General features: G+C 64.7%; 22 protein-coding genes. 5 read left to right on the plus strand and 17 right to left on the minus strand.

The genetic code is table 11. The annotated features are described in order from the left end of the window. Window positions 1-25: 25 nt before the first annotated feature. From ccoG to ccoN, 5 genes are all read right to left on the minus strand, one after another. Entirely contained in the window at window positions 26-1,432 is a 1,407-nt protein-coding gene (gene ccoG, locus B1C78_RS12400; protein ID WP_077279485.1) for a cytochrome c oxidase accessory protein CcoG, read from the minus strand. 81 nt (window positions 1,433-1,513) lie between these two features. Further along, window positions 1,514-2,440 carry a cytochrome-c oxidase, cbb3-type subunit III gene (gene ccoP, locus B1C78_RS12405; protein WP_077279486.1) on the minus strand — a complete coding sequence of 309 codons (927 nt, stop codon included), beginning with the start codon at window positions 2,438-2,440 and terminating at the stop codon, window positions 1,514-1,516. After that, entirely contained in the window at window positions 2,440-2,640 is a 201-nt protein-coding gene (locus B1C78_RS12410; RefSeq protein ID WP_077279487.1) for a cbb3-type cytochrome c oxidase subunit 3, read from the minus strand. The genes ccoP and B1C78_RS12410 overlap by 1 nt, the downstream gene beginning before the upstream one ends. Window positions 2,641-2,687: 47 nt before the next feature. Beyond that, window positions 2,688-3,422, minus strand: a complete 735-nt coding sequence (gene ccoO / locus B1C78_RS12415; RefSeq protein ID WP_077279488.1) for a cytochrome-c oxidase, cbb3-type subunit II — start codon at window positions 3,420-3,422, stop codon at window positions 2,688-2,690. A 26-nt stretch (window positions 3,423-3,448) separates the two neighbouring features. Continuing rightward, the gene (gene ccoN, locus B1C78_RS12420; protein WP_077279489.1) at window positions 3,449-4,939 is read right to left on the minus strand and encodes a cytochrome-c oxidase, cbb3-type subunit I; all 1,491 of its coding nucleotides are present in this window, start codon (window positions 4,937-4,939) and stop codon (window positions 3,449-3,451) included. Window positions 4,940-5,224: 285 nt separating this feature from the next. On the opposite strand from ccoN, the gene B1C78_RS12425 reads away from it, so the two are divergent. Next, window positions 5,225-6,583: a cbb3-type cytochrome c oxidase subunit I gene (locus B1C78_RS12425; protein WP_077279504.1), complete on the plus strand. Its 1,359-nt coding sequence runs from the start codon at window positions 5,225-5,227 to the stop codon at window positions 6,581-6,583. Here the strand turns inward: B1C78_RS12425 and cyoE are convergent, their stop codons facing one another. Genes cyoE through B1C78_RS12440 form a run of 3 tightly spaced genes read right to left on the minus strand, consistent with a single transcriptional unit; the run spans window position 6,584 to window position 8,800 of the window. Continuing rightward, window positions 6,584-7,483 carry a heme o synthase gene (gene cyoE, locus B1C78_RS12430; protein ID WP_425443975.1) on the minus strand — a complete coding sequence of 300 codons (900 nt, stop codon included), beginning with the start codon at window positions 7,481-7,483 and terminating at the stop codon, window positions 6,584-6,586. After that, entirely contained in the window at window positions 7,476-8,114 is a 639-nt protein-coding gene (locus B1C78_RS12435) for an SCO family protein (protein ID WP_077279491.1), read from the minus strand. Before B1C78_RS12435 ends, cyoE begins: the two co-directional genes overlap by 8 nt. Continuing rightward, the gene (locus tag B1C78_RS12440) at window positions 8,111-8,800 is read right to left on the minus strand and encodes an SURF1 family protein (protein ID WP_245795421.1); all 690 of its coding nucleotides are present in this window, start codon (window positions 8,798-8,800) and stop codon (window positions 8,111-8,113) included. The genes B1C78_RS12435 and B1C78_RS12440 overlap by 4 nt, the downstream gene beginning before the upstream one ends. A 135-nt stretch (window positions 8,801-8,935) precedes the next feature. Between B1C78_RS12440 and B1C78_RS12445 the strand changes: the two genes are divergently transcribed. Next, window positions 8,936-9,145, plus strand: coding sequence for a twin transmembrane helix small protein (locus B1C78_RS12445; protein ID WP_077279493.1), 210 nt, complete (start codon window positions 8,936-8,938; stop codon window positions 9,143-9,145). Between the two features lie 49 nt (window positions 9,146-9,194). Here the strand turns inward: B1C78_RS12445 and B1C78_RS12450 are convergent, their stop codons facing one another. The 8 genes from B1C78_RS12450 to bioH all read right to left on the minus strand — a co-directional run bounded on the left by B1C78_RS12450 (window position 9,195) and on the right by bioH (window position 16,314). Continuing rightward, window positions 9,195-10,070 (minus strand): cytochrome c oxidase subunit 3, encoded by an 876-nt coding sequence (locus B1C78_RS12450; protein WP_077279494.1) that lies wholly within the window; start codon window positions 10,068-10,070, stop codon window positions 9,195-9,197. A gap of 59 nt (window positions 10,071-10,129) precedes the next feature. Then, window positions 10,130-10,702 carry a cytochrome c oxidase assembly protein gene (locus B1C78_RS12455; RefSeq protein ID WP_077279495.1) on the minus strand — a complete coding sequence of 191 codons (573 nt, stop codon included), beginning with the start codon at window positions 10,700-10,702 and terminating at the stop codon, window positions 10,130-10,132. A 3-nt stretch (window positions 10,703-10,705) separates the two neighbouring features. Continuing rightward, complete coding sequence (locus B1C78_RS17655) at window positions 10,706-10,849, minus strand: hypothetical protein (RefSeq protein ID WP_175628302.1); 144 nt, start codon at window positions 10,847-10,849, stop codon at window positions 10,706-10,708. A gap of 58 nt (window positions 10,850-10,907) precedes the next feature. Next, window positions 10,908-12,509: a cytochrome c oxidase subunit I gene (locus B1C78_RS12460; RefSeq protein WP_077279496.1), complete on the minus strand. Its 1,602-nt coding sequence runs from the start codon at window positions 12,507-12,509 to the stop codon at window positions 10,908-10,910. A 26-nt stretch (window positions 12,510-12,535) separates the two neighbouring features. Then, on the minus strand, window positions 12,536-13,678 hold the full coding sequence (gene coxB / locus B1C78_RS12465) for a cytochrome c oxidase subunit II (protein ID WP_077279497.1): 1,143 nt from the start codon (window positions 13,676-13,678) through the stop codon (window positions 12,536-12,538). Window positions 13,679-13,746: 68 nt separating this feature from the next. Further along, window positions 13,747-14,235: a DUF2244 domain-containing protein gene (locus B1C78_RS12470; RefSeq protein ID WP_281250608.1), complete on the minus strand. Its 489-nt coding sequence runs from the start codon at window positions 14,233-14,235 to the stop codon at window positions 13,747-13,749. Between the two features lie 464 nt (window positions 14,236-14,699). Further along, on the minus strand, window positions 14,700-15,569 hold the full coding sequence (gene bioC / locus B1C78_RS12475) for a malonyl-ACP O-methyltransferase BioC (RefSeq protein WP_139349922.1): 870 nt from the start codon (window positions 15,567-15,569) through the stop codon (window positions 14,700-14,702). After that, the gene (gene bioH, locus B1C78_RS12480) at window positions 15,556-16,314 is read right to left on the minus strand and encodes a pimeloyl-ACP methyl ester esterase BioH (protein ID WP_077279499.1); all 759 of its coding nucleotides are present in this window, start codon (window positions 16,312-16,314) and stop codon (window positions 15,556-15,558) included. The genes bioC and bioH overlap by 14 nt, the downstream gene beginning before the upstream one ends. Window positions 16,315-16,395: 81 nt before the next feature. Here bioH and plsY point away from each other — a divergent pair, with 81 nt between their 5' ends. After that, window positions 16,396-16,986: a glycerol-3-phosphate 1-O-acyltransferase PlsY gene (gene plsY / locus B1C78_RS12485; RefSeq protein ID WP_077279500.1), complete on the plus strand. Its 591-nt coding sequence runs from the start codon at window positions 16,396-16,398 to the stop codon at window positions 16,984-16,986. Between the two features lie 165 nt (window positions 16,987-17,151). Here the strand turns inward: plsY and tsaD are convergent, their stop codons facing one another. Next, window positions 17,152-18,150 (minus strand): tRNA (adenosine(37)-N6)-threonylcarbamoyltransferase complex transferase subunit TsaD, encoded by a 999-nt coding sequence (gene tsaD / locus B1C78_RS12490; RefSeq protein ID WP_077279506.1) that lies wholly within the window; start codon window positions 18,148-18,150, stop codon window positions 17,152-17,154. 276 nt (window positions 18,151-18,426) lie between these two features. Between tsaD and rpsU the strand changes: the two genes are divergently transcribed. Together rpsU and B1C78_RS12500 are read left to right on the plus strand one after the other, a co-directional pair. Next, the gene (gene rpsU, locus B1C78_RS12495) at window positions 18,427-18,642 is read left to right on the plus strand and encodes a 30S ribosomal protein S21 (RefSeq protein ID WP_077279501.1); all 216 of its coding nucleotides are present in this window, start codon (window positions 18,427-18,429) and stop codon (window positions 18,640-18,642) included. A gap of 53 nt (window positions 18,643-18,695) precedes the next feature. Then, a partial coding sequence (locus B1C78_RS12500) for a GatB/YqeY domain-containing protein (protein ID WP_077279502.1) occupies window positions 18,696-19,117 on the plus strand: 422 nt, incomplete at its 3' end.

The following is a 19,117-nucleotide window of genomic DNA, read 5'->3' on the forward strand; positions in this document are numbered from 1 at the left end:
AAGTCCGACAGGCTCCTGGCCCGGATCATGGCACATAAAAGTGGGCCGGCATCTCCAGTGTCGGGATCTCGTCGGTATCCTGCGGCACGATGCGGAACGTGAGATCGAAGGGCCCGCTCTGGCCGGCCGGCACCTGGTACCGGACCCTGGCCAGCAGCGTGGTACCGTGCTCCGGCTGGAGCCGGATCCGCTCCACGCGCCCGAGATCCAGGGTCATGTCCGGTGGGCCGTCCAGGGCCACCTTGAGCTCCACCGGGCGCTGGGTCTTGTTGTTGACCCTGATCTCGTAGCTGTTCTGGATGGACCCGTCGGAGAGCTGTACGTGCAGGGGCTGGCGCACCTGCATGACGGTGGCATCCAGCGGCGCCTGGGTGGCGATGCTCCAGATCAGCAGGCCCGTCATGATCAGCAGTGCGGCCGAATAACCAAGCGTCTTGCTCTTCAGGTACCGTGTCTTGCCGCCCTCCAGGGCTCGCTCGGAGGTGTAGCGGATCAGGCCCCGGGGCCAGCCCATGCGGTCCATGATGTTGTCACAGGCGTCGATGCACAGGGCACAGTGGATGCACTGATACTGAAGTCCGTCGCGGATGTCGATGCCCGTGGGGCAGACCTGCACACAGTAGCCGCAGTCGATGCAGTCGCCCGCCCCCGCCGCCTGGCGCGCCTCGCGGGTCCTGAGCCCGCCGCCGGCCTTGGCCCGCCCGGTCGTGCCCTCGCCCCGGCGCTCGTCGTAGGACACGATCAGCGTGTCCCGGTCGAACATCACCGCCTGGAACCGGGCGTAGGGGCACATGTACGTGCACACCTGCTCGCGCGCCAGCCCCGCCATCATGTACGTGGTGGTCGTCAGGAACAGTGTCGTTGCATAGGCGGGGAACGGGGCCTCGCCGGTGAAGAACTGCACCACCAGTTCACCCGCATCGGCCCAGTACAGGGTAAAAGTGAGACCGGTGGCAAATGCCACGAGCAGCCAGGAGGCGTGCGTCGCCCCCTTCTTCAACACCTTGCTCACGCCCCACGGCTGCTTGTCCAGGCGCATGCGCGCCGGCCGTTCCCCCTGGATGACGCGCTCGATGAACATGTACACGTCGGTCCACAGGGTCTGGAAGCAGAAGTAGCCGCAGAACACGCGACCCGCCACGCCCGTGACCAGAAACAGCAGCACCGCCGCGATCATCAGGAAACCGGCCAGCCAGAAGATGTCTTGGGGATAGACCACCAGGTCGAACAGGTAAAAGCGCCGGCCGGGAATGTCGAACATCACGGCCTGTTCCGGTCCGTACTCCCGGTTCCAGCGCAGCCAGGGCAGGGCGAAATACACACCGTAGGCCAGCGCCAGGATGCCCCACTTCAGCGAGCGGAACCGTCCGCGGACCGATCGCGGATAGATCGGAATCCGGGCCTGGTAATACTGCTCACTTGCGTCGTTCATGGGGATACCGCGGGCGCGGCGCGGGCCGCGAGGGGACGGTGCCGCCAAGGGCGGCACCGGATGATTCATCCTGGGTGCGTTCTACTGTCCGCCGCCCAGCTGGTGCACGTAGGCGGCCAGCACCTTGATCTCGGTGGGGGAGAGCCGTTCGCCGAAGGCAGGCATCTCCCGCTGCACGCCGTTGCGCACCACGCTTTGCACCAGGGCCAGCCGGGCCTCGTAGCTCGCCGCCCCCGCCACGTCCACGATCTGCCAGATGTTGTTGGTCAGATTGGGTGCGCCCTGGGAGATGCGGCCGGTGCCCCCGGTGTCGTGACACTGGAAACAGCCGCCATCGGTGCCGTTGAAGATGGCCTCGCCGCGGCGGATCTCGTCCTCGTCGCCGCCGTCGTATCCGGCGATGTCCAGCACGTAGGCGGACACGGCGCGCAACTGCTCGGCGTCGAAGGTCTCGCGAAACGGCGGCATGTACCCCAGCCGGCCTTCGCGGATGGACTCCTCGATGCGCTCCACCGTGCCGCCCCACAGCCAGTCATCGTCGGCCAGTGTCGGGTAGAGGCCGATGATGCCGGCACCGCCCGCCTGGTGGCAGGTGGCGCAGAAATCGCCGAACACGCCGTGGGCGTAGGAGCGCACGAAGGAGATCTTGTCGGGGTCGCGGAGGATGTCGTCGTAGGTGGCCTCGGCGATCACCTCCAGGAACTCCCGCTGGCGAACGGCGGCAGGGCTCGTCTGCATGTCGCGCATCAGCAGCGCCCGGGTGTTCCAGTGGGTGGTGCGCTCCTCGCCGTTCACCTCGTAGGTGACGGTGGCAAAGCCCTTGGTGAAGGTGCCACCGATGGGCCACGCCGGATACAGGAACCAGTACACCACCGCGAACACCACCGTGGCATAGAAACCCCACAGCCACCACCGCGGCAGCGGGTTGTTGTACTCCTGAAGGTCACCGTCCCACGCGTGGCCGGTAGTCTGGACCGCACCCTGTTTATTTTCGCTCGGCTTGCTCATCACTTTTTCCCGTCTTCACCGTGGGGCACTTTGTCCTCGTCGTCCTCGAACGGCATGTAGCGGTAGGACTCCAGACGCTCGGTGCGATGCCTGTTCGTAAATACGTACAGGAGAATTCCCACAAAGGTGGTGGAGAAGAGCAGCAGTGCGACGATCTTGCTGTTGCTCAGGTCGGCGATCCAGTACCACAGATCAAGCATATCCACACCTCACTGCCAATCCGCCCCGCAGTTCCGGGGCCTGCGGATCAACGAAACTCGACGAAGTAGCCCTCGTCGTACTGCGTGAAATCAACCATGGTGCCCAGTACCTGCAGGTAGGCCACCAGGGCATCCATCTCGGTGATCCGGGAGGGGTCGCCGTCGTAGTTGCCCGCCCGCGCCTGGGCCACGAGATTCTCTTCCGCGCGGCTGATATCGAGCCAGCGGGCAACCTCCTCACCGAAGCGCTCCACGTTGGCCTGGTATTCCTCCTCGCTGAGCGAATACGGCACACCCACCCGTCTCAGTGCGCGCAACCGGGCCTCGATGTCAGCGTACTGCAGATCGTTCTCGGCCAGCCAGGGATAGCCGGGCATGATGGACTCCGGCACCACGGAACGCGGATCGATCAGGTGCTGAACCTGCCACTCGTTGGAGTACTTGCCGCCCACCCTGGCGAGGTCGGGCCCGGTACGCTTGGAGCCCCACTGGAAGGGATGATCGAACTGGGACTCGGCCGCCAGGGAGTAGTGGCCATAGCGCAGCATTTCGTCGCGGAACGGGCGGATCATCTGCGAGTGGCAGGTGTAGCAGCCCTCGCGCACGTAGATGTCCCGACCGCGCTGCTCCAGCGGCGTGTAGGGACGCACGCCCTCCACCTCCTCGACCGTGTCGTTGATGTAGAACAGCGGCACGATCTCCACCAGCCCGCCGACGCTGATCACCGCCAGCGTCAGGATGATCAGCAACCCGGCGTTGGTTTCAACTCGTTCATGCTTCATGGTCTTGAATCTCCGTCAGCGCCGGCTCAGGAAGACGCGCGGGCCATCTTGGCGCCGATCTTCGCCTCCACCCTGGCCGCTTCGCGGCGGGCGGTGGTGATAGTCATAAAGATGTTGTAGGCCATGATCAGGATGCCCAGCAGGAACAGACCGCCGCCAATGGCGCGTACCACGTAGGGCCTGTGCAGGAAGACCACGGATTCCACGAACGTGTAGGCCAGGTTGCCGTACTCGTCGAAGGCCCGCAGCATCAGCCCCTGTCCGATGCCGGCCACCCACATGGCAGTGATGTAGAGCACGATGCCGATGGTGGCCAGGAAGAAGTGCACATACACCAGCCGCAGGCTGTAAAGCTTCGTGTTCCAGAGACGGGGGAACAGGTGATAGAAGGATCCGAAGGTGATCATGGCCACCCAGCCCAACGCACCCGAATGCACGTGTCCCACGGTCCAGTCGGTGTAATGGGACAGGGCGTTGACGCTCTTGAGCGACATCATCGGACCTTCGAAGGTGGACATGCCATAGAACGACAGCGCGGTGATCAGGAACAGCATGATCGGGTCCGTGCGCAGTTTGTCCCAGGCGCCGGAGAGCGTCATGATGCCGTTGATCATGCCGCCCCAGGAGGGCAGCAGCAGCAGGATCGAGAAGGTGGCCGCCAGCGTCGACACCCAGTCCGGCAGCGCGGTCCAGTGCAGGTGGTGCGCGCCCACCCACATGTACAGAAACACCAGCGCCCAGAAGTGGATGATGGACAGCCGGTAGGAGTAGATGGGCCGGCCCGCTTGCTTGGGCACGAAGTAGTACATCATGCCGAGGAACGCCGCGGTAAGGAAAAAGCCCACCGCGTTGTGGCCGTACCACCACTGGGTCATGGCATCCTGCACGCCCGAGAACAGGGAGTAGGACTCCAGGCTGAACAGGCTCACCGGCACCTGCAGGTTGTTGAAGATGTGCAAGATGGCCGTGGCCAGAATGAACGACATGTAGAACCAGTTGGCCACGTAGATATGCGGCTGGGAGCGGCGCAACAGGGTCTGCAGGTAGACCCAGAAATAGGCGACCCAGGTAACCGTGATCAGGATGTCGATGGGCCACACGAACTCGGCGTACTCACGCCCCTGGGTGAAGCCCATCATGTAGGTGATCACGCCCAGCCCGACGGACAGGTTCCAGCCCCAGAAGGTGAAGGTGGCCAGACCATCGCCGTAGAGCCGTGCCTGGCAGGTGCGCTGCACGATATAGTAGGAGGTGGCGAACAGGGCGTTGCCGCCGAAGCCGAAGATCACCAGCGTGGTGTGCACAGGCCGGAAGCGGCCGAAGGTGATCTCTGCGATATCGAAGTTCAGGAACGGGAACGCCAGCTGCGAGGCGATGTAGGTTCCCACCCCCATCCCCAGCACGCCCCAGACCATGGCCATGATGGCGAACTTCTTGATGATCTCGTAGTTGTACTGCTCCGTGGGAACAGCGGTCGCCCCGGCCTGGGACGATGGGATTGTTGCGGATTGGGCCATGAGTTTCTCACCTACCCTGAAGGAGGGACCATTGTCCCCAACCGAAATTCAGCGCGGAAGGATACAGTAATCCCTCCAAGGTGCAAACGAAAGCCGAGGAGCGAAGTAGGAATTGTGTGGCCCGTGCAGCCGCACACATCGCAGGGACTTGATCGGGCGCGGTGCAGAACCCCACAGTGGGCGGGGTTGCACAAGAGAGGGGCCGATCCCGGTGAGATATGCGGGCTGGAGCTTTGTGTACAATACCCCACCATTTCGGAACAACGATACGCAGTGCAGGGCACCATGCAATCACGACATGAGGATACACCATTGCGCGCCACCCGCTCCACGCGTGGCTTGAGCGGCGCGTGGCTGGCACTGGGGGTGGCGGCACTGGCCGTGGCTGGTCTGTTCGCCGTCCTGCTGGTGGTGGCGCGCGTACCCGGCGCTTCCGCCCTGTTTTCCGATCAGAATTTCTTCAGGATCGCGCTGGTCATCCACGTGGACCAGTCGGTACTGATCTGGTTTCTGGCCTTTGCAGGGGCCCTTTGGAGCCTGGCCTCTCCGGTCCATGACCGATATCCCTCCCTGGGATGGGCCGCTTTTGCTCTGGCCGCCGGCGGCGCGGGGCTGATGGCGCTCTCACCCCTGTTCGGCGCCGGCGATCCCTCCCTGAACAATTACGTGCCTGTGCTGCGCCACCCGGTCTTTCATGCGTCGCTGATACTGTTCGGCCTTGGGGTGATGCTGCAGGTGCTGCTCTACGGCGCCGGCTGGAGTCCGCGCCGGCTCTGGCCCGACCCCGTGCACGTGGGAATCTACACCGCCGGACTCGCCACATTGGCAAGCGTGGCGTCGCTCGCATGGACGTGGCAGGCACTCGATATACCCCGTAATACCGAGGCCTATTTCGAGATTCTGTTCTGGGGCGGGGGGCACGTGCTGCAGTTTGCCTACACGCAGGTGCTTCTGGTGGCCTGGATCTGGCTTGCACGCCAGGGGGGTATCCGTATTCCCGCCTCCGACAGGTTACTGAGCGGCCTCCTGATCCTGGGCGTCGCGCCCCTGCTTGCCGTTCCGCTTATCCACGGGGCCTATAGCGTGGAATCAGCCGAGGCGCGTATCGCCTTCACCCAGCTGATGCAATACGGTAACGGCCTGGCGGCCATACCGATCGGTCTGCTGATTCTTGTCGGCCTGATGCGGGGACGGGGGCCTGCTCCGCAGTTCCTGCCGGCCGCGGACCGCGCGCTGCTGGCATCGCTGCTGCTGTTTGCCGTGGGTGGCGTGCTGGGCTTCATGATCGGCGACGTGAACACGATCATCACGGCCCATTACCACGGCTCCATCGTCGGCGTGACCCTGGCGATCATGGGGCTTGCCTACGCGCTGCTGCCGACGCTGGGCTGGGCGCCGGCCACGGGCAGACTGGCCCGCATCCAGCCGGTGTTCTACGGGGTGGGCCAGTTGTTGCACATCGGCGGCATGGCCATCTCCGGCATGCTGGGCATTGAGCGCAAGACGGCCAGCGAGGCAGAGGAGATGGACGGCATGACCCAGTTCTTTCTGGGGATCTGGGGGCTTGGCGGGATGCTGGCGGTGATCGGCGGCATCCTGTTCGTGGTCGTGATCGCGCAGTCCTTCCTGCGCCGACCGCGCTGATCACCACATCATGCGCGCGTAGTGATCGACCAGCAGCAGCGCGAACATGGCCGTGAGGTAGAAGATTGAATAGCCGAAGGTGGGCATCGCGTAGCGATCGTCGCTGCTGCGCCACAGGCGGTAGGCGTGAAACACGAACCCGAGCCCCAGCGCCAGCGCACCCACCAGATAGAGCACGCCGGTCATGTGGATGATGAAGGGCACCAGGGAGACGGTCAGCAGCATCAGGGTATAGAGCAGCACCTGAAGCTTGGTGAAGGCCACGCCATGGGTGACCGGCAGCATGGGGATCCCCGCGCGCGCATATTCCTCGCGCCGCTTGATGGCCAGCGCCCAGAAATGCGGCGGCGTCCAGACGAAGACCAGCAGGACCAGCAGCAGCGGTTCCACCTGAATCTCACCGGTCACGGCGGTCCAGCCGAGCAGTGGCGGAGCGGCGCCCGCCAGACCGCCCCAGACGATGTTCTGCGGCGTGCTGCGTTTCAGGAACACGGTATAGATGACCGCGTACCCGATCAGGGCAAAGGCAGTGAGCACCGCGGTCAGCACGTTCACCGCCACCACCAGGACGGTCACAGCCAGCACGCCGATGCCGATGGCGAACACGAGGGCGCGCCGAAGCTCCACGCGTCCCGTGGGCAGGGGCCGGTTGCGGGTGCGGTCCATCACCGCATCGATGCGCCGGTCGATCACGTGATTGAGCGCGGCGCCGGAGGCCGACGCCAGTCCGATCCCCAGCAACCCGAATACCAGCGTCTGCCAGGGCACCATGCCCGGCACCGACAGCAGCATGCCCACCAGCGCGGTGAACAGGATGAGGGCCACGACCCTGGGCTTGCTCAGCTCATAGTAGCGACGCCAGGAGTCGACGCGGGACTTGGAGAGCGCGACATCAGCGATTGCCATCGGCCGCCCCCCTGATCATCCAGCGTCGTGTTGCCCTGAGCAGATGTTCCAGATCCCGCAGCACGTGCTCGGGCGGCGCATCCGCGTCATAGCGCATCATCAGCTGGCCCATGGGATCGAGGATATGCATCCGGGAAAAGTCCCGCTCAGCCGCGGGCAGTGCCTCGTGCAGGGCCTCGAGCCCCGGCTCCCCGATGAGCGCCACGTGCATGCCGGGAAGCTGTTCCGCCAGCTCCGGCGCACCGGCGGCATCGGTGGTGATCCACAGCCGATCCACCACGTAGCGTTCCTCGCCCACGGCCAGACGGATCTGGCGCATGGCGATCAGTTGCTCGGTGCAGGCCGCATCGCAGGCTCCCTCGGTAAGGGTGACCAGCACCCATCGCCCCTCCAGGGACTGTGGGTCAAAGACCTCTCCCTGCAGATCCATCAACCCGAAGCGCGCGTCCAGGGGGATGACCGGCTCGATCAGTTCGCCGTGATTCTTGCGTCCCTCCGGCAGGTACTCCGGATTGAAGAACAACCACCACGCCGCAAGCATCGGCACCGCGAACAGGGCGATCAAGATCCACAGGGGCATGAAGCTGGAGCGGGTCGCAGGCATGGGGGAACTGACCTCGTTCATGGCGCCGCCTCCGCCGCCCCTCGCCTGCTCAGGCCCAGGCGCAGGTAGATCAGGATGACGATCAGGGCGAACGCGAACCATTGCACCGCGTAGCCGATGTGCATCCCGTCACTGGGTTGTTCCCGGGGCCACTCGCGAACAAAACCATGAGGATCATCCGGTTGCTGCAGCAGGAGGAAAGGCATGACCGGATAGTCCACTGTCGCCCTGAACAGGTCAACCGTCATATAGGGCCAGCGCCGTCCCCACTCGCGGGCCGCCTCGGGACCCGAGTGCAGTTGCAGGGCAGGGGGCAGGGGGATATAGACCTCACCGGTCACGGTTACCGGCCCGTCGGGCACCTCGGCCTCGGGGAGCCCCCCGTCGCGCGGCGTCGCAACCCAGCCTCGATTGATCAACAGACGCGTGCGGCCGTCGTCCAGGCGCAGTGGCGTGACCACATGAAAGCCGGTGCGCCCCCCGCGTCGGCGGTTCTCGATGAAGAACTGGCCCTCGGCTTCCAGCTCGCCACTGGCGCGCACGGTGCGGTACTGCAGTTCATGGGGATCGGCGGAGAGCGTCTCCAGCGACGCGACGGGCAGACGGCTGCGCTGCTCGATGGTGGCCGCCAGATCACGCTTGAACTGCGCGCGATCCAGCTGCCAGAAACCCAGACTCGTGAACAGGGGCACAAGAATGAACAGCATGAGCGTCGGGACCAGGCGGAATCTGAATCTGTAGTTACCCGGCCTCATGTACTTGCTATAGTTAGTGTGACACTCAACGCCAGCCCGGATCCCCGTTGACGCATTCGGGCCAGGACGCCTCCAGGGGCCACCGGCATGAAACTTCTCGTACTGCTTTTCCTCGGCTTCATCGTCTTTTCACTGTTCCAGGGCATGTACTACCTGGCGAAGGACAGTGGCGATCGGGACAAGACTCGCGTGGTGCGGGCCCTGACCGTGCGCATCACACTGTCGCTGGCCCTGTTCGGGTTGCTGTTTCTGGGATATCTCACCGGCCTGCTGCAGCCCCAGGGGCTCGAATTCTGAGCCGGGCGCCCGCTCGTCGGGACAGAGCGAACGCCCGGCCGATCCGGGGTTACATCCAGTAGACAAAGATAAACAGGGCCAGCCACACCACGTCGACGAAGTGCCAGTACCAGGCCGCCGCTTCGAATGCGAAATGGTTATGGGGGGAGAAGTGCCCCTTGACCGCCCTTCCCAGTACGGCCAGCAGCATGATCGCACCCACGATCACGTGGAAGCCGTGGAAGCCGGTGAGCATGAAGAAAGTGGAGCCGTAGATGCCCTGTTCCAGGGTGAGGTTCAGGTCCCGGTAGGCATGGACGTATTCGTAGGCCTGGAACCCGACGAAGATGAGCCCGAGCACCACGGTCGCAACCAGGCCCCAGATCAGCTGCTTCTGATCATCCTTCTTGAGCGCCCAGTGCGCCCATGTCAGCGTGGCGCCGGAACTGAGCAGGATGGCGGTATTGAGCGCCGGGATACCCCACGCCCCCATGGGCGTGAACTCGCCGGCCGTAGGCTCCGGTCCGGCGCTGGGCCAGACCGCCTCGAAGCCGCTGTAGAGCAGCTCATGGGTCATGGCCAGGTAGCCCTCACCCCCCATCCACGACATGGCGATGAAGCGCAGGTAGAACAGGGCGCCGAAGAAACTGAGAAAGAAAAAGACCTCCGAGGCGATGAACCAGAACATGCCCTGGCGGAAGGAGCGACCCACCTGCTCGTTGTAGACGTTGGCCAGATTCTCCCTGACCACGTCCCTGAACCAGCCGTAGAACATGACGCCCAGCAGGATGAATCCGCCGATGGAGATATAGCTGCCGACGGTGATGCCGTTGATCCACAGCGCCAGACCGAAAACGATGAGCAGGGCCGAGACCATGGCCACAATGGGCCAGGGGCTGGATTCGGGGACGTAGTAGTGTTCGGGTCCGTGCTGCACGCTGGCCATTCTCTACCTCGTTATCATCTTGTGATTGTAATCGGGTATGCCCATTTTTTCGCCGCGGGTCACTCCGTGACCTTCGCAACCGTGTCATCCAGACGCATGATGTTGTAGGACAACGTCACATAGGTCACTTCATCCGGTAACGCGGGAGAGACCACAAAACGCAACGGCATCTCCCTGCGTTCCCCCCCTTCCAGTGTCTGCTTCTGGAAGCAGAAACATTCGGTCTTGTTGAAAAAGTCGTTGGCCCGCCAGGGGATCACGGTGGGCACCGCCTGCCCGGTAACCGCCCGGGAGGAGCGGTTGCTGGCCACGAAGATGACTTCGTGCATCTCCCCCGGCTGCACGCGCATGCTGCGCTCTTGTGATTCCACCGCCCAGGGCAGGCTTGGATGCACCGTGGTGTCGAAGCGCACCGTCACCCAGCGGTCTTCCGCCACCTCACCGGTGCCGGCGGCGGCCTGCACGTTGAGCGCCCGTTGCTGATCCACGGTGGGGATGCCCGCCACCTGGCAATACAGCTCGTAGAGGGGTACCAGGGCAAAACCGAAACCGAACATGCCAATGACGAGCGCCCCCAGCCACAGAACGATCCGCCCGTGGGGGTGCCTGCGCGCATCAGGTTGCCGTTCCACCCGTTAACCCCCCGTTGCCAGTGCGACCAGCCCCTTCCAGAAGGGAATCGCCGTGATGGCCATGAAAACGACGATCAACGCCACGCCCAGGGCAAGCCGGACGTTCTTGCGCCTTAACTCCGCCGGATAATTGGGTCTGCCTGCCATAAGTCTGCTCGATATTCCCGGAGGGAGGCGGCAACGCCGCCTCCCTCCCAATTCGCCGTCAGGCGGTCTTGATCTTCGGCGGCGTCGTCCAGGTGTGGTGGGCCGGAGGGGAATCCACCTCCCACTCGAGTCCCTCGGCATGCTCCCAGGCCCTGGCCTTGGCCTTCTCCCCGCCCCTCACGGTCTTGATGATGATGTAGAGGAACAGCAGGTGACTGAGGCCGAAGAAGAAGGCGCCCACCGACGAGATCATGTTGAACTCGGTGAACATGATGTTGTAGTCGGCGATACGCCGCGGCATGCCCGCGAGCCCGAGGAAATGCTGCGGGAAGAAGGTGATATTGAAGCTCACCACATGCACCCAGAAGAAGGTCTTCGCGAGCCGCTCGTCATACATGTGCCCGGTCCACTTGGGCAGCCAGTAGAAGACCCCGGCAAACAGCCCCCATACCGCACCGGGCAACAGCACGTAGTGGAAATGGGCTACCACGAACATGGAGTCGTGGTACTGCATGTCCGCCGGCACCACGGCCAGCATCACCCCGGTCAGGCCGCCGAAGGAGAACATCAGGATGATGGCGACGGTGAACAGCATGGGTGTCTCGAAGGTCATGGCACCCCGCCACATGGTCATCATGTAGTTGAAGATGATCAGACCCACGGGAATGGATATCAGGATGGTCATGAGCATGAAGTACTGCACTGCCGCTAGCGACATGCCCACCGTGTACTGATGATGCGCCCACACGATCATGCCGAGCGCCGCAATGGCGATCATCGCACCGATCAGGGAGTGATGACCGAACAGGGGCTTGCGGGAGAACGTGGGCAGAATCGACGCCAGCACCCCGAGGGAGGGCAGGATCAGGATGTACACCTCGGGGTGACCGAAGAACCAGAAGATGTGCTGGAACAGGACCGGATCACCGCCGCCCGCGGCGATGAAGAAGCTGGTGCCGAAGTGACGGTCAAACAGCAGCATCGTTATGCCCGCGGCCAGCACCGGCACCACCAGCACCAGCAGGAACGCGGTCACCAGCCAGGCCCACACGAAGATGGGCAGCTGCATCATGCGCAGCCCCGGCGCGCGCATGTTGAAGATGGTGACGATGATATTGATCGACGCCAGCACCGAGGATATGCCCAGCAGGTGCAGCGCGAAGATCAGGAAATCCATGGACATGCCCACCTGCAGCGACAGGGGCGGGTAGAGCGTCCAGCCGGTGTTGATCTGCGAGCCGCCGCCCGGGAAGAAGGGCACGATGAACGACAGGATGAGCATCAGCGCCGCGGCCGGCAGGATCCAGAAGCTCAGGTTGTTCATGCGCGGCAGCGCCATGTCCGGGGCCCCGATCATCAGCGGGATCATCCAGTTGGCGAGCCCCGCGGCGGCCGGCATCACCGCCCCGAAGATCATGATCAGGGCGTGATTAGTGAGCAGATTGTTGTACAGGTCCGGCTGCACCAGCTGCAGGCCGGGCATGAACAGTTCGGCGCGGATCACCATGGCGCTGGCGCCGCCCAGGAACAGCATGATCAGGGCGAACACCAGGTACATCGTCCCGATGTCCTTGTGGTTGGTGGAGAACAGCCAGCGCTTGATGCCGCTCGGGGGGCCGTGATGCGCGTGGTCGTCGTGTGCAACGGTTGCGGTCGTCATGTGTTCAGTCTCCCATGCGGACTTAATCAGCGCTCGGCTTTCACTTCGGCGGGCTGGACTACGTCACCGGTATCGTTACCCCAGGCATTGCGCTGGTAGGTAACGAGCGCCGCGATCTCCAGATCGTTCAGGCTGTTCCAGGCGGCCATGGCCGTGCCCGGCACACCGTTGAGGATAATGCCGATGTGCTCGGAGATCGGCCCCGTGGCCACGGGGCTGCCCTTGATGGCCGGGAAGGCCGGCGGCATACCCGAGCCGTCCTCCTGATGGCAGGCGGCGCAACGGGAGTTGTAGAGGCTCTGGCCGCGGGCCATGAGGTCGTCCTTGTCCCACTCACGCTCCTCGGCCGCCTCGGCGAGCGCCGCCATGCGAATCTCCTGCTGCTCCTCGATCCAGCCATCGAACTCCTCCTGGGATACGGCCTCCACCACGATGGGCATGCGCGCATGCCAGGTGCCGCACAGCTCGGCACACTGACCACGGAACACGCCCTCCTGCTGGATATTCACCCAGGTCTCGGTGATGTACCCCGGGATGGCGTCCTTCTTCACCGCCAGCTCAGGCACCCAGAAGGCATGGATCACGTCCGAAGAGGTGTGCAGAAAACGCACCCGCTGGTTGGTGGGCAACACCAGACGGTTGTCCACGTCACGCAGGTAGTGGATGCCGGCCTCTTCCGGGGAGGTGTAGCGGCTCTCGATGGTGACGTCGTGATCCAGGTAGACAAATTCCCAGTACCACTGGTGGCCGATCACCTTCACGTCCACCAGAGGCTGGTCCTGGGGCACCACCCAGACCCGCTCCAGGGTCCTCTGGGCCGCACCCGCGATGGTCAGGTCCACGCCCAGCACCATGATTGGCACGAACACCCAGGACCAGCGCCCGAACCACGTCTCGTGGAACTGCTGGTCGGGTTTGAAACCGCGGGACTTGCGATGGACGATAAGGGAGTAGATCACCACGGCGAAGATGATCACCAGCAGGACGGTGGCGATACCCATGGTGAACATGTGAATGTCGTAGATCTCCTGCGCCGTCGTGGAAACCGGCGGCGGGAAATTCACGCCCCAACGTTGCACCTCCTCCGCCGCGGCAGTGCCGCCCAGACCGGCGATTGCCGCGCCCAGGGCCAGGAGGTATTTCGGTAGTGATCGCTTGGTGGCCAACATGAGGCTCCTCGTCCTACGCTATTTATGGTTATGTTCATGACCCGGCGCGGCGGGCCCATTCGCTGTCTTCACGCACCCACCGGTGCGTGAATGGCCTCGCGCAGGGCGCTCGCGAGCCCCCGGCGCTCGTCCTCCCGAAGACATCCCCCCACCTCGACGCGCACATCCCGGGCAGCCACGAAAAGCCGGCTGGGATGCCATCGCCACGGAGGCGGATCCAGAATCACACGGGCAAGATGACGGGGCAGGCGGGTGCGCTGCCGCGGGCGGCGCCCCATCACCGAGATGGTCACGGCGCGCGCCGTGACTTCGATGACCTCGGTGATCAGGCCGCGCCGGGCCACGATCGTCACCGCCGCGACGATCAGCAGCAGTTCAAGCCCGGCAAATGGCACCACCATCCAGAAGCCCGCCAACGCAAAGAGCAACGCAATCCCCCCCAGCATCACCGCAATCACGGCAATGAAGATCAGGTTGCCGACCAGGCTCATGGACCGATTGGGACGAATCACAAAGCGCCGCTCTGCGGCCTTGTCATTCGATGTGGTGACAAGCACAGAAACAGTTCTCCAGCCCCGCTACCTCGGTGAAACCCCTCGTTATGATTCTGCCATGGCCTGGAACGGGTCCAGATCCATGTTTGGACAGAATCTAGAAGGTCTCCACCACACAAGACAACTCAGATTTCTTTATAGTCACTATAAAAATAACTTTGGATGCCGGGCGAACATAACTGGCTTTCTCCTTGGAAAAAGCCATTAAGATACTGTTATTTATATAGTTTAGATTCGCCAGATTTCCACCCGGAGACGTGACAGCGTTCGCCTTTTGAAGGTATTTTCCAACTTTATCTGGTCGGAACCAGACGCATCCGGGTCCGGTACACCCCACCGTCAACGACGCCGCTGGCCGTGCTCCGTACGTGAAATCCACCGGCCGGAGTGCGGCAGGGCAAACCGACCCGCCGGGCGCCCGGCAGGGATCCGCGGGAGCGGATTGCCACGCGCGGGAACGCTGCGCGTCAGGGCACGGGGTGAACCGGGATCACCCGACCGCGGGGCCGGCCCGGGGCGGGCGCCTCGGGGGCCCAGGCGTGACCGTAGACCACCTCATAGGTCGCCGGCAGGGCACCGTCAGGCCGGCGAAACACCTCGTAGGCCGAGGCCAGCGCCTCAAAGCGCGCGCGGGTCGCCAGACCCCGCCCGCGCCCGCGGTTGGCGTTGGTGGCCCCGATGGCCCTGAGGTCGGCCATGAGGCGGGCAAGGTCGGGATAGGTCAGCACGATCATCTCCATGTCCATCACCGGGTCCGCGAACCCGGCGCGCACCAGGGCATCACCGATGTCGTGCATGTCCACGAAGGCATTGACGTGCACGTGATCCGGGTCGGCGGTCTGCCACGCGGTCCGCAGCTCCCGGAGCGTGTCGGGACCGAACGTGGTGAACATGAACAGGCCGCCCGGCGCCAGTACGCGACGCACATCCGCAAGGGTCCGGTCCAGATCGTTGCACCATTGCAGGGCCAGGTTCGAGAACACCAGGCCCATCGCCCCATCGGCGAAGGGAAGGTCTTCCAGGTCCCCGCACACCCAGCGGGTGCGCCGCCACCAGCCATCCCGGCGCCGAGCCTCGCGAAGCATGGCCGGCGACAGGTCCAACCCGAGCCGCTGCGCGCGCGGATAACGCCTGCGCAGCCCGCGGGTGCCGCGCCCCGTGCCGGCGCCGGCATCCAGGACCCGGGCGGGCTCCAGCTTCACCCACTCAAGCCGCTCCAGCAGGCGGTCGCAGACCTCGTGCTGGAGCGGCGCCGCCTCATCATAAGTACCTGCCGCACGATCGAAGGCCGCGCGGACCCGGCGCTTGTCCAGACGATAGCGATCAGTCTCGCGCACCGGGCATCTCCAGAATAACATTTGCAAGGGACCGCGGGTGGGTCAGCAGGGGGGCGTGCCCCGCACCCTGCACCACCCTGATATCCGTCTCCGGGCGCAGTCGTCGAAGGTCATCGCCCACGGCCGCCGGAACCAGCGTATCCGCTGCACCGAGCACGACCGACACGGGTTGCTCGAGGGCCGCGAACCCTGCGCGCAGGTCGGTCTCGCGCAGCATGTCGAGGCCCTGCGCCAGGGCCAGGGGATGGGGCGGCGCCTGCAGGCAGCGGGCCTTCATGTCCCGAAGCCCGGCCGCGCGCTCCGGCAGTCCGAGGAACTGCAATGCGAGAAACCGGTTCAGCGTGGCCCGGTAGTCACCAGACAGGTCGCGGGCGAAGGCGGCGAGGACATCAGCGGCCATGGCATGAGGCCAGTCATCTGCCTGCACGAAGCGCGGCGTGGCCGCCACCAGCACCACGCCGGACACCTGCGCCCGATAGCGCTCAGCCAATCGCAGCGCCACCAGCCCGCCCAGCGACCAGCCCACCACCGTAACCGGAGGATCCAGCTCCGCGGCCAGTTCGTCGGCCAGGGCGTCGAGCCCGCCCAGGCGCCCTTCGGCGGCCCGGCTGCCGTGGCCCGGGAGATCCGGAGCGCAGACCCGTGCACGATCGCCAAGCTCGTCCGCGAGCGGTTTCCACACCGCCCCGTTCAGCCCCCAGCCATGCAGGCACAGCAGGGTGGCTGGCTGGCGGTCAGCACGCACGGATTACCCGGCCTCCCAACTCCGGTATCATGCCCCCGCCGCCGGGGTTTTTGCCGCATTGTCCGTCAAGGAACCGCATTCATGCTCCTGAGCATCGCCACCGTCCTCGCAGCCTACCTGCTGGGTTCGGTCTCCACCGCCATCGTCGTGTGCCGCCTGAGCGGCCTTCCCGACCCGCGCAGCCAGGGCTCCCGCAACCCCGGCGCCACCAACGTCCTGCGCACCGGGCGCAAGGGGGCGGCCATCATCACCCTGCTGGGAGATTCACTCAAGGGACTGGTGCCGGTGCTCGTCGCCCACGCCCTCGGGCTCGAACCCTTCTGGGTGGCCGCCGTGGCGCTGGCCGCCTTCCTGGGCCACCTTTACCCGATCTACCACGGCTTCCAGGGCGGCAAGGGTGTCGCCACGGCCCTGGGCGTCCTGCTCGGACTCAACGTGTTCGTGGGCCTCGCCGCGCTGGCCACCTGGCTGCTCGTGGCCGCCCTCGCCCGCATCTCATCGCTGGCCGCCCTGACCGCCGCCGCCCTGACGCCGGTCTATATGTATCTACTCACCGGCGAGACCTGGTACGTGGCTGCTGGCGCGGCCCTAGCCGCCCTCATCTTCTGGCGCCACCGGGCCAACATCGACCGACTCGCCCGGGGCGAGGAACCGAGGATCGGGAAAAGCTGATTGCTGAATGCTGAGTGTACCCCCCTCATTCAGCCGTCAGCCGTCAGCCGTCAGCATTCAGCATTCAGCACTCAGCAATCAGCAATCAGCAATCAGCAATCAGCAATCAGCGTTGAAAAAAGAGGGGTGGTTTCATTCAACCTTCATCCTTCCACCTTCATCCTTTCAAACCGCCAGTCCCCACCGCGCCCGCGCCTGAATCGTCAGGTCCTCCGCCTCACCCCTCTGCAGGTGCAACATGCCGGCCAAAGCGATCATGGCGCCGTTGTCGGTGCAGAATTCCAGGGCGGGGTAGTGCACGCTCACGTCCCTGGCCTCGGCCGCTTCCCGCAGGCGTACGCGCAACCGCCGGTTGGCGCCCACGCCGCCGGCCACCACGAGACGGGCGGCGCCGGTGTCTTCCACGGCACGCAGGCACTTGATGACCAGGGTGTCCACCACCGCCTCCTCGAAGGCCCGCGCTACGTCGGCACGGTCCTGCTCTGAATGCACATCGCGCAGGGCGGTCAGGGCACGGGTCTTGAGGCCGGAGAAGCTGAAGTCCAGACCGGGCCGGTCGGTCATGGGCCGCGGAAAGTGGAACCGCCCGGGATCGCCGTGCTCCGCCTGCTTCGCCAGCGCGGGCCCGCCCGGATACCCGAGCCCCAGCAGCTTGGCGGTCTTGTCGAAGGCCTCCCCGGCGGCATCGTCCAGGCTTTCGCCGAGAATCCGGTAGCGGCCCAGCCCCTGCACGTCCACCAGCATGGTGTGCCCGCCGGACACCAGCAGCGCGACAAAGGGGTAATCGGGCGGATCCGCATCCAGCATGGGGGCCAGCAGGTGCCCCTCCATGTGGTGCACCGCAACGGCGGGCAGGCCCCACGCCCACGCCAGGCTGCGCGCCACGCCCGCACCCACCAGCAACGCCCCCAGCAGCCCGGGGCCGGCCGTGTAGGCGACGCCCGAGAGGTCCGAGGGCACCGTACCGGCCTCGTCCAGCGCCTGGCGCACCAGGGGCAGGAGCTTGCGGATGTGATCGCGCGACGCCAGCTCCGGCACCACGCCGCCGTATTCAGCATGCAGCGCGACCTGGCTGTAAAGCGCGTGGGACAGGAGCCCCCGCTCACCGTCCACCACGGCCACGCCGGTCTCGTCACAGGAGGTCTCGATGCCCAGTACACGCATGATCTTCATACAATTAAGGGATAGCCTCTGTCAGGATGAGGGCGCCGCGGAGCCGAAGGAGCGGAAGCCTCCGCCACAGTGTATCGGCCTCAAGCTGCATAAGCGTTTCATTATAATCCTGTTAATCCCGAAAAATCCTGTTCATCCTGTCCATTCAGCGTCCCCCGTCCTGCCACCGAATCTTTGGCATTTCCCGCCCGAGTCCTTATAATGCGCGGTTCTCCGTTCCCGGATCCTCCGGGGCGTTGAACGTTCAACACTGACAGAGATGACCTGATGCCCCACGTACGCGTCAAAGAAAACGAGCCCTTCGAGGTGGCCCTGCGCCGCTTCAAGCGCACCTGCGAGAAGGCCGGCGTGCTGACCGAGGTGCGCCGCCGCGAGTTCTACGAAAAACCCACCGAAGTGCGCAAGCGCAAGGCCGCCGCTGCGGTCAAGCGTCAGGCCAAGCGCGTCTCCAAGGAGATTTCGCGCCGCGAACGGCTCTACTGAGCCTGCTCCCCCGACCTGCCGCGGCCCAGCTCGGGCTGCCGGAGAGTGCACCGATGTCGGCCGAGAGCCAGCTGAAGTCGCGCATCACCGAGGACATGAAGGCGGCCATGCGCGCCGGGGACAAGGTCCGCCTGGGCACCATCCGCATGGCGCTTGCGGCCATCAAGCAGGTGGAGGTGGACACCCGCGAGGCGCTCGATGACGCAGGGGTGCTGGCGGTGCTGGACAAGATGGTCAAGCAGCGCCGGGAGTCCATCGAACAGTATCGCAAGGCCGGGCGGGACGACCTGGCCGACGTCGAGCAGACCGAACTGGAAGTCATCGGCGCCTATCTGCCCGAACCGCTCAGCGAAGAAGAGATCAATCGCCTGATCGACTCGGCCATCGGCGAAACGGGCGCCGCGTCGGTCCGCGACATGGGCAAGGTCATGGGCCTGCTCAAACCGCAGATCCAGGGGCGTGCCGACATGTCGGC

It is taken from the genome of Thioalkalivibrio denitrificans (genome assembly GCF_002000365.1).
Classification (GTDB): domain Bacteria; phylum Pseudomonadota; class Gammaproteobacteria; order Ectothiorhodospirales; family Ectothiorhodospiraceae; genus Thioalkalivibrio_A; species Thioalkalivibrio_A denitrificans.

Coding starts and splice junctions, on each gene's coding strand:
- B1C78_RS12425 (WP_077279504.1), top strand. CDS start 5,225: ATGCAATCACGACATGAGGATACACCATTGCGCGCCACCCGCTCCACG.
- plsY (WP_077279500.1), top strand. CDS start 16,396: ATGCTCCTGAGCATCGCCACCGTCCTCGCAGCCTACCTGCTGGGTTCG.
- ccoN (WP_077279489.1), bottom strand. CDS start 4,939: ATGGCCCAATCCGCAACAATCCCATCGTCCCAGGCCGGGGCGACCGCT.
- coxB (WP_077279497.1), bottom strand. CDS start 13,678: ATGTTGGCCACCAAGCGATCACTACCGAAATACCTCCTGGCCCTGGGC.
- rpsU (WP_077279501.1), top strand. CDS start 18,427: ATGCCCCACGTACGCGTCAAAGAAAACGAGCCCTTCGAGGTGGCCCTG.
- B1C78_RS12435 (WP_077279491.1), bottom strand. CDS start 8,114: ATGAACGAGGTCAGTTCCCCCATGCCTGCGACCCGCTCCAGCTTCATG.
- ccoP (WP_077279486.1), bottom strand. CDS start 2,440: ATGAGCAAGCCGAGCGAAAATAAACAGGGTGCGGTCCAGACTACCGGC.
- tsaD (WP_077279506.1), bottom strand. CDS start 18,150: ATGCGTGTACTGGGCATCGAGACCTCCTGTGACGAGACCGGCGTGGCC.
- B1C78_RS12445 (WP_077279493.1), top strand. CDS start 8,936: ATGAAACTTCTCGTACTGCTTTTCCTCGGCTTCATCGTCTTTTCACTG.
- ccoG (WP_077279485.1), bottom strand. CDS start 1,432: ATGAACGACGCAAGTGAGCAGTATTACCAGGCCCGGATTCCGATCTAT.
- B1C78_RS12460 (WP_077279496.1), bottom strand. CDS start 12,509: ATGACGACCGCAACCGTTGCACACGACGACCACGCGCATCACGGCCCC.
- B1C78_RS12440 (WP_245795421.1), bottom strand. CDS start 8,800: ATGCTGTTCATTCTTGTGCCCCTGTTCACGAGTCTGGGTTTCTGGCAG.
- B1C78_RS12410 (WP_077279487.1), bottom strand. CDS start 2,640: ATGCTTGATCTGTGGTACTGGATCGCCGACCTGAGCAACAGCAAGATC.
- B1C78_RS12450 (WP_077279494.1), bottom strand. CDS start 10,070: ATGGCCAGCGTGCAGCACGGACCCGAACACTACTACGTCCCCGAATCC.
- ccoO (WP_077279488.1), bottom strand. CDS start 3,422: ATGAAGCATGAACGAGTTGAAACCAACGCCGGGTTGCTGATCATCCTG.
- B1C78_RS17655 (WP_175628302.1), bottom strand. CDS start 10,849: ATGGCAGGCAGACCCAATTATCCGGCGGAGTTAAGGCGCAAGAACGTC.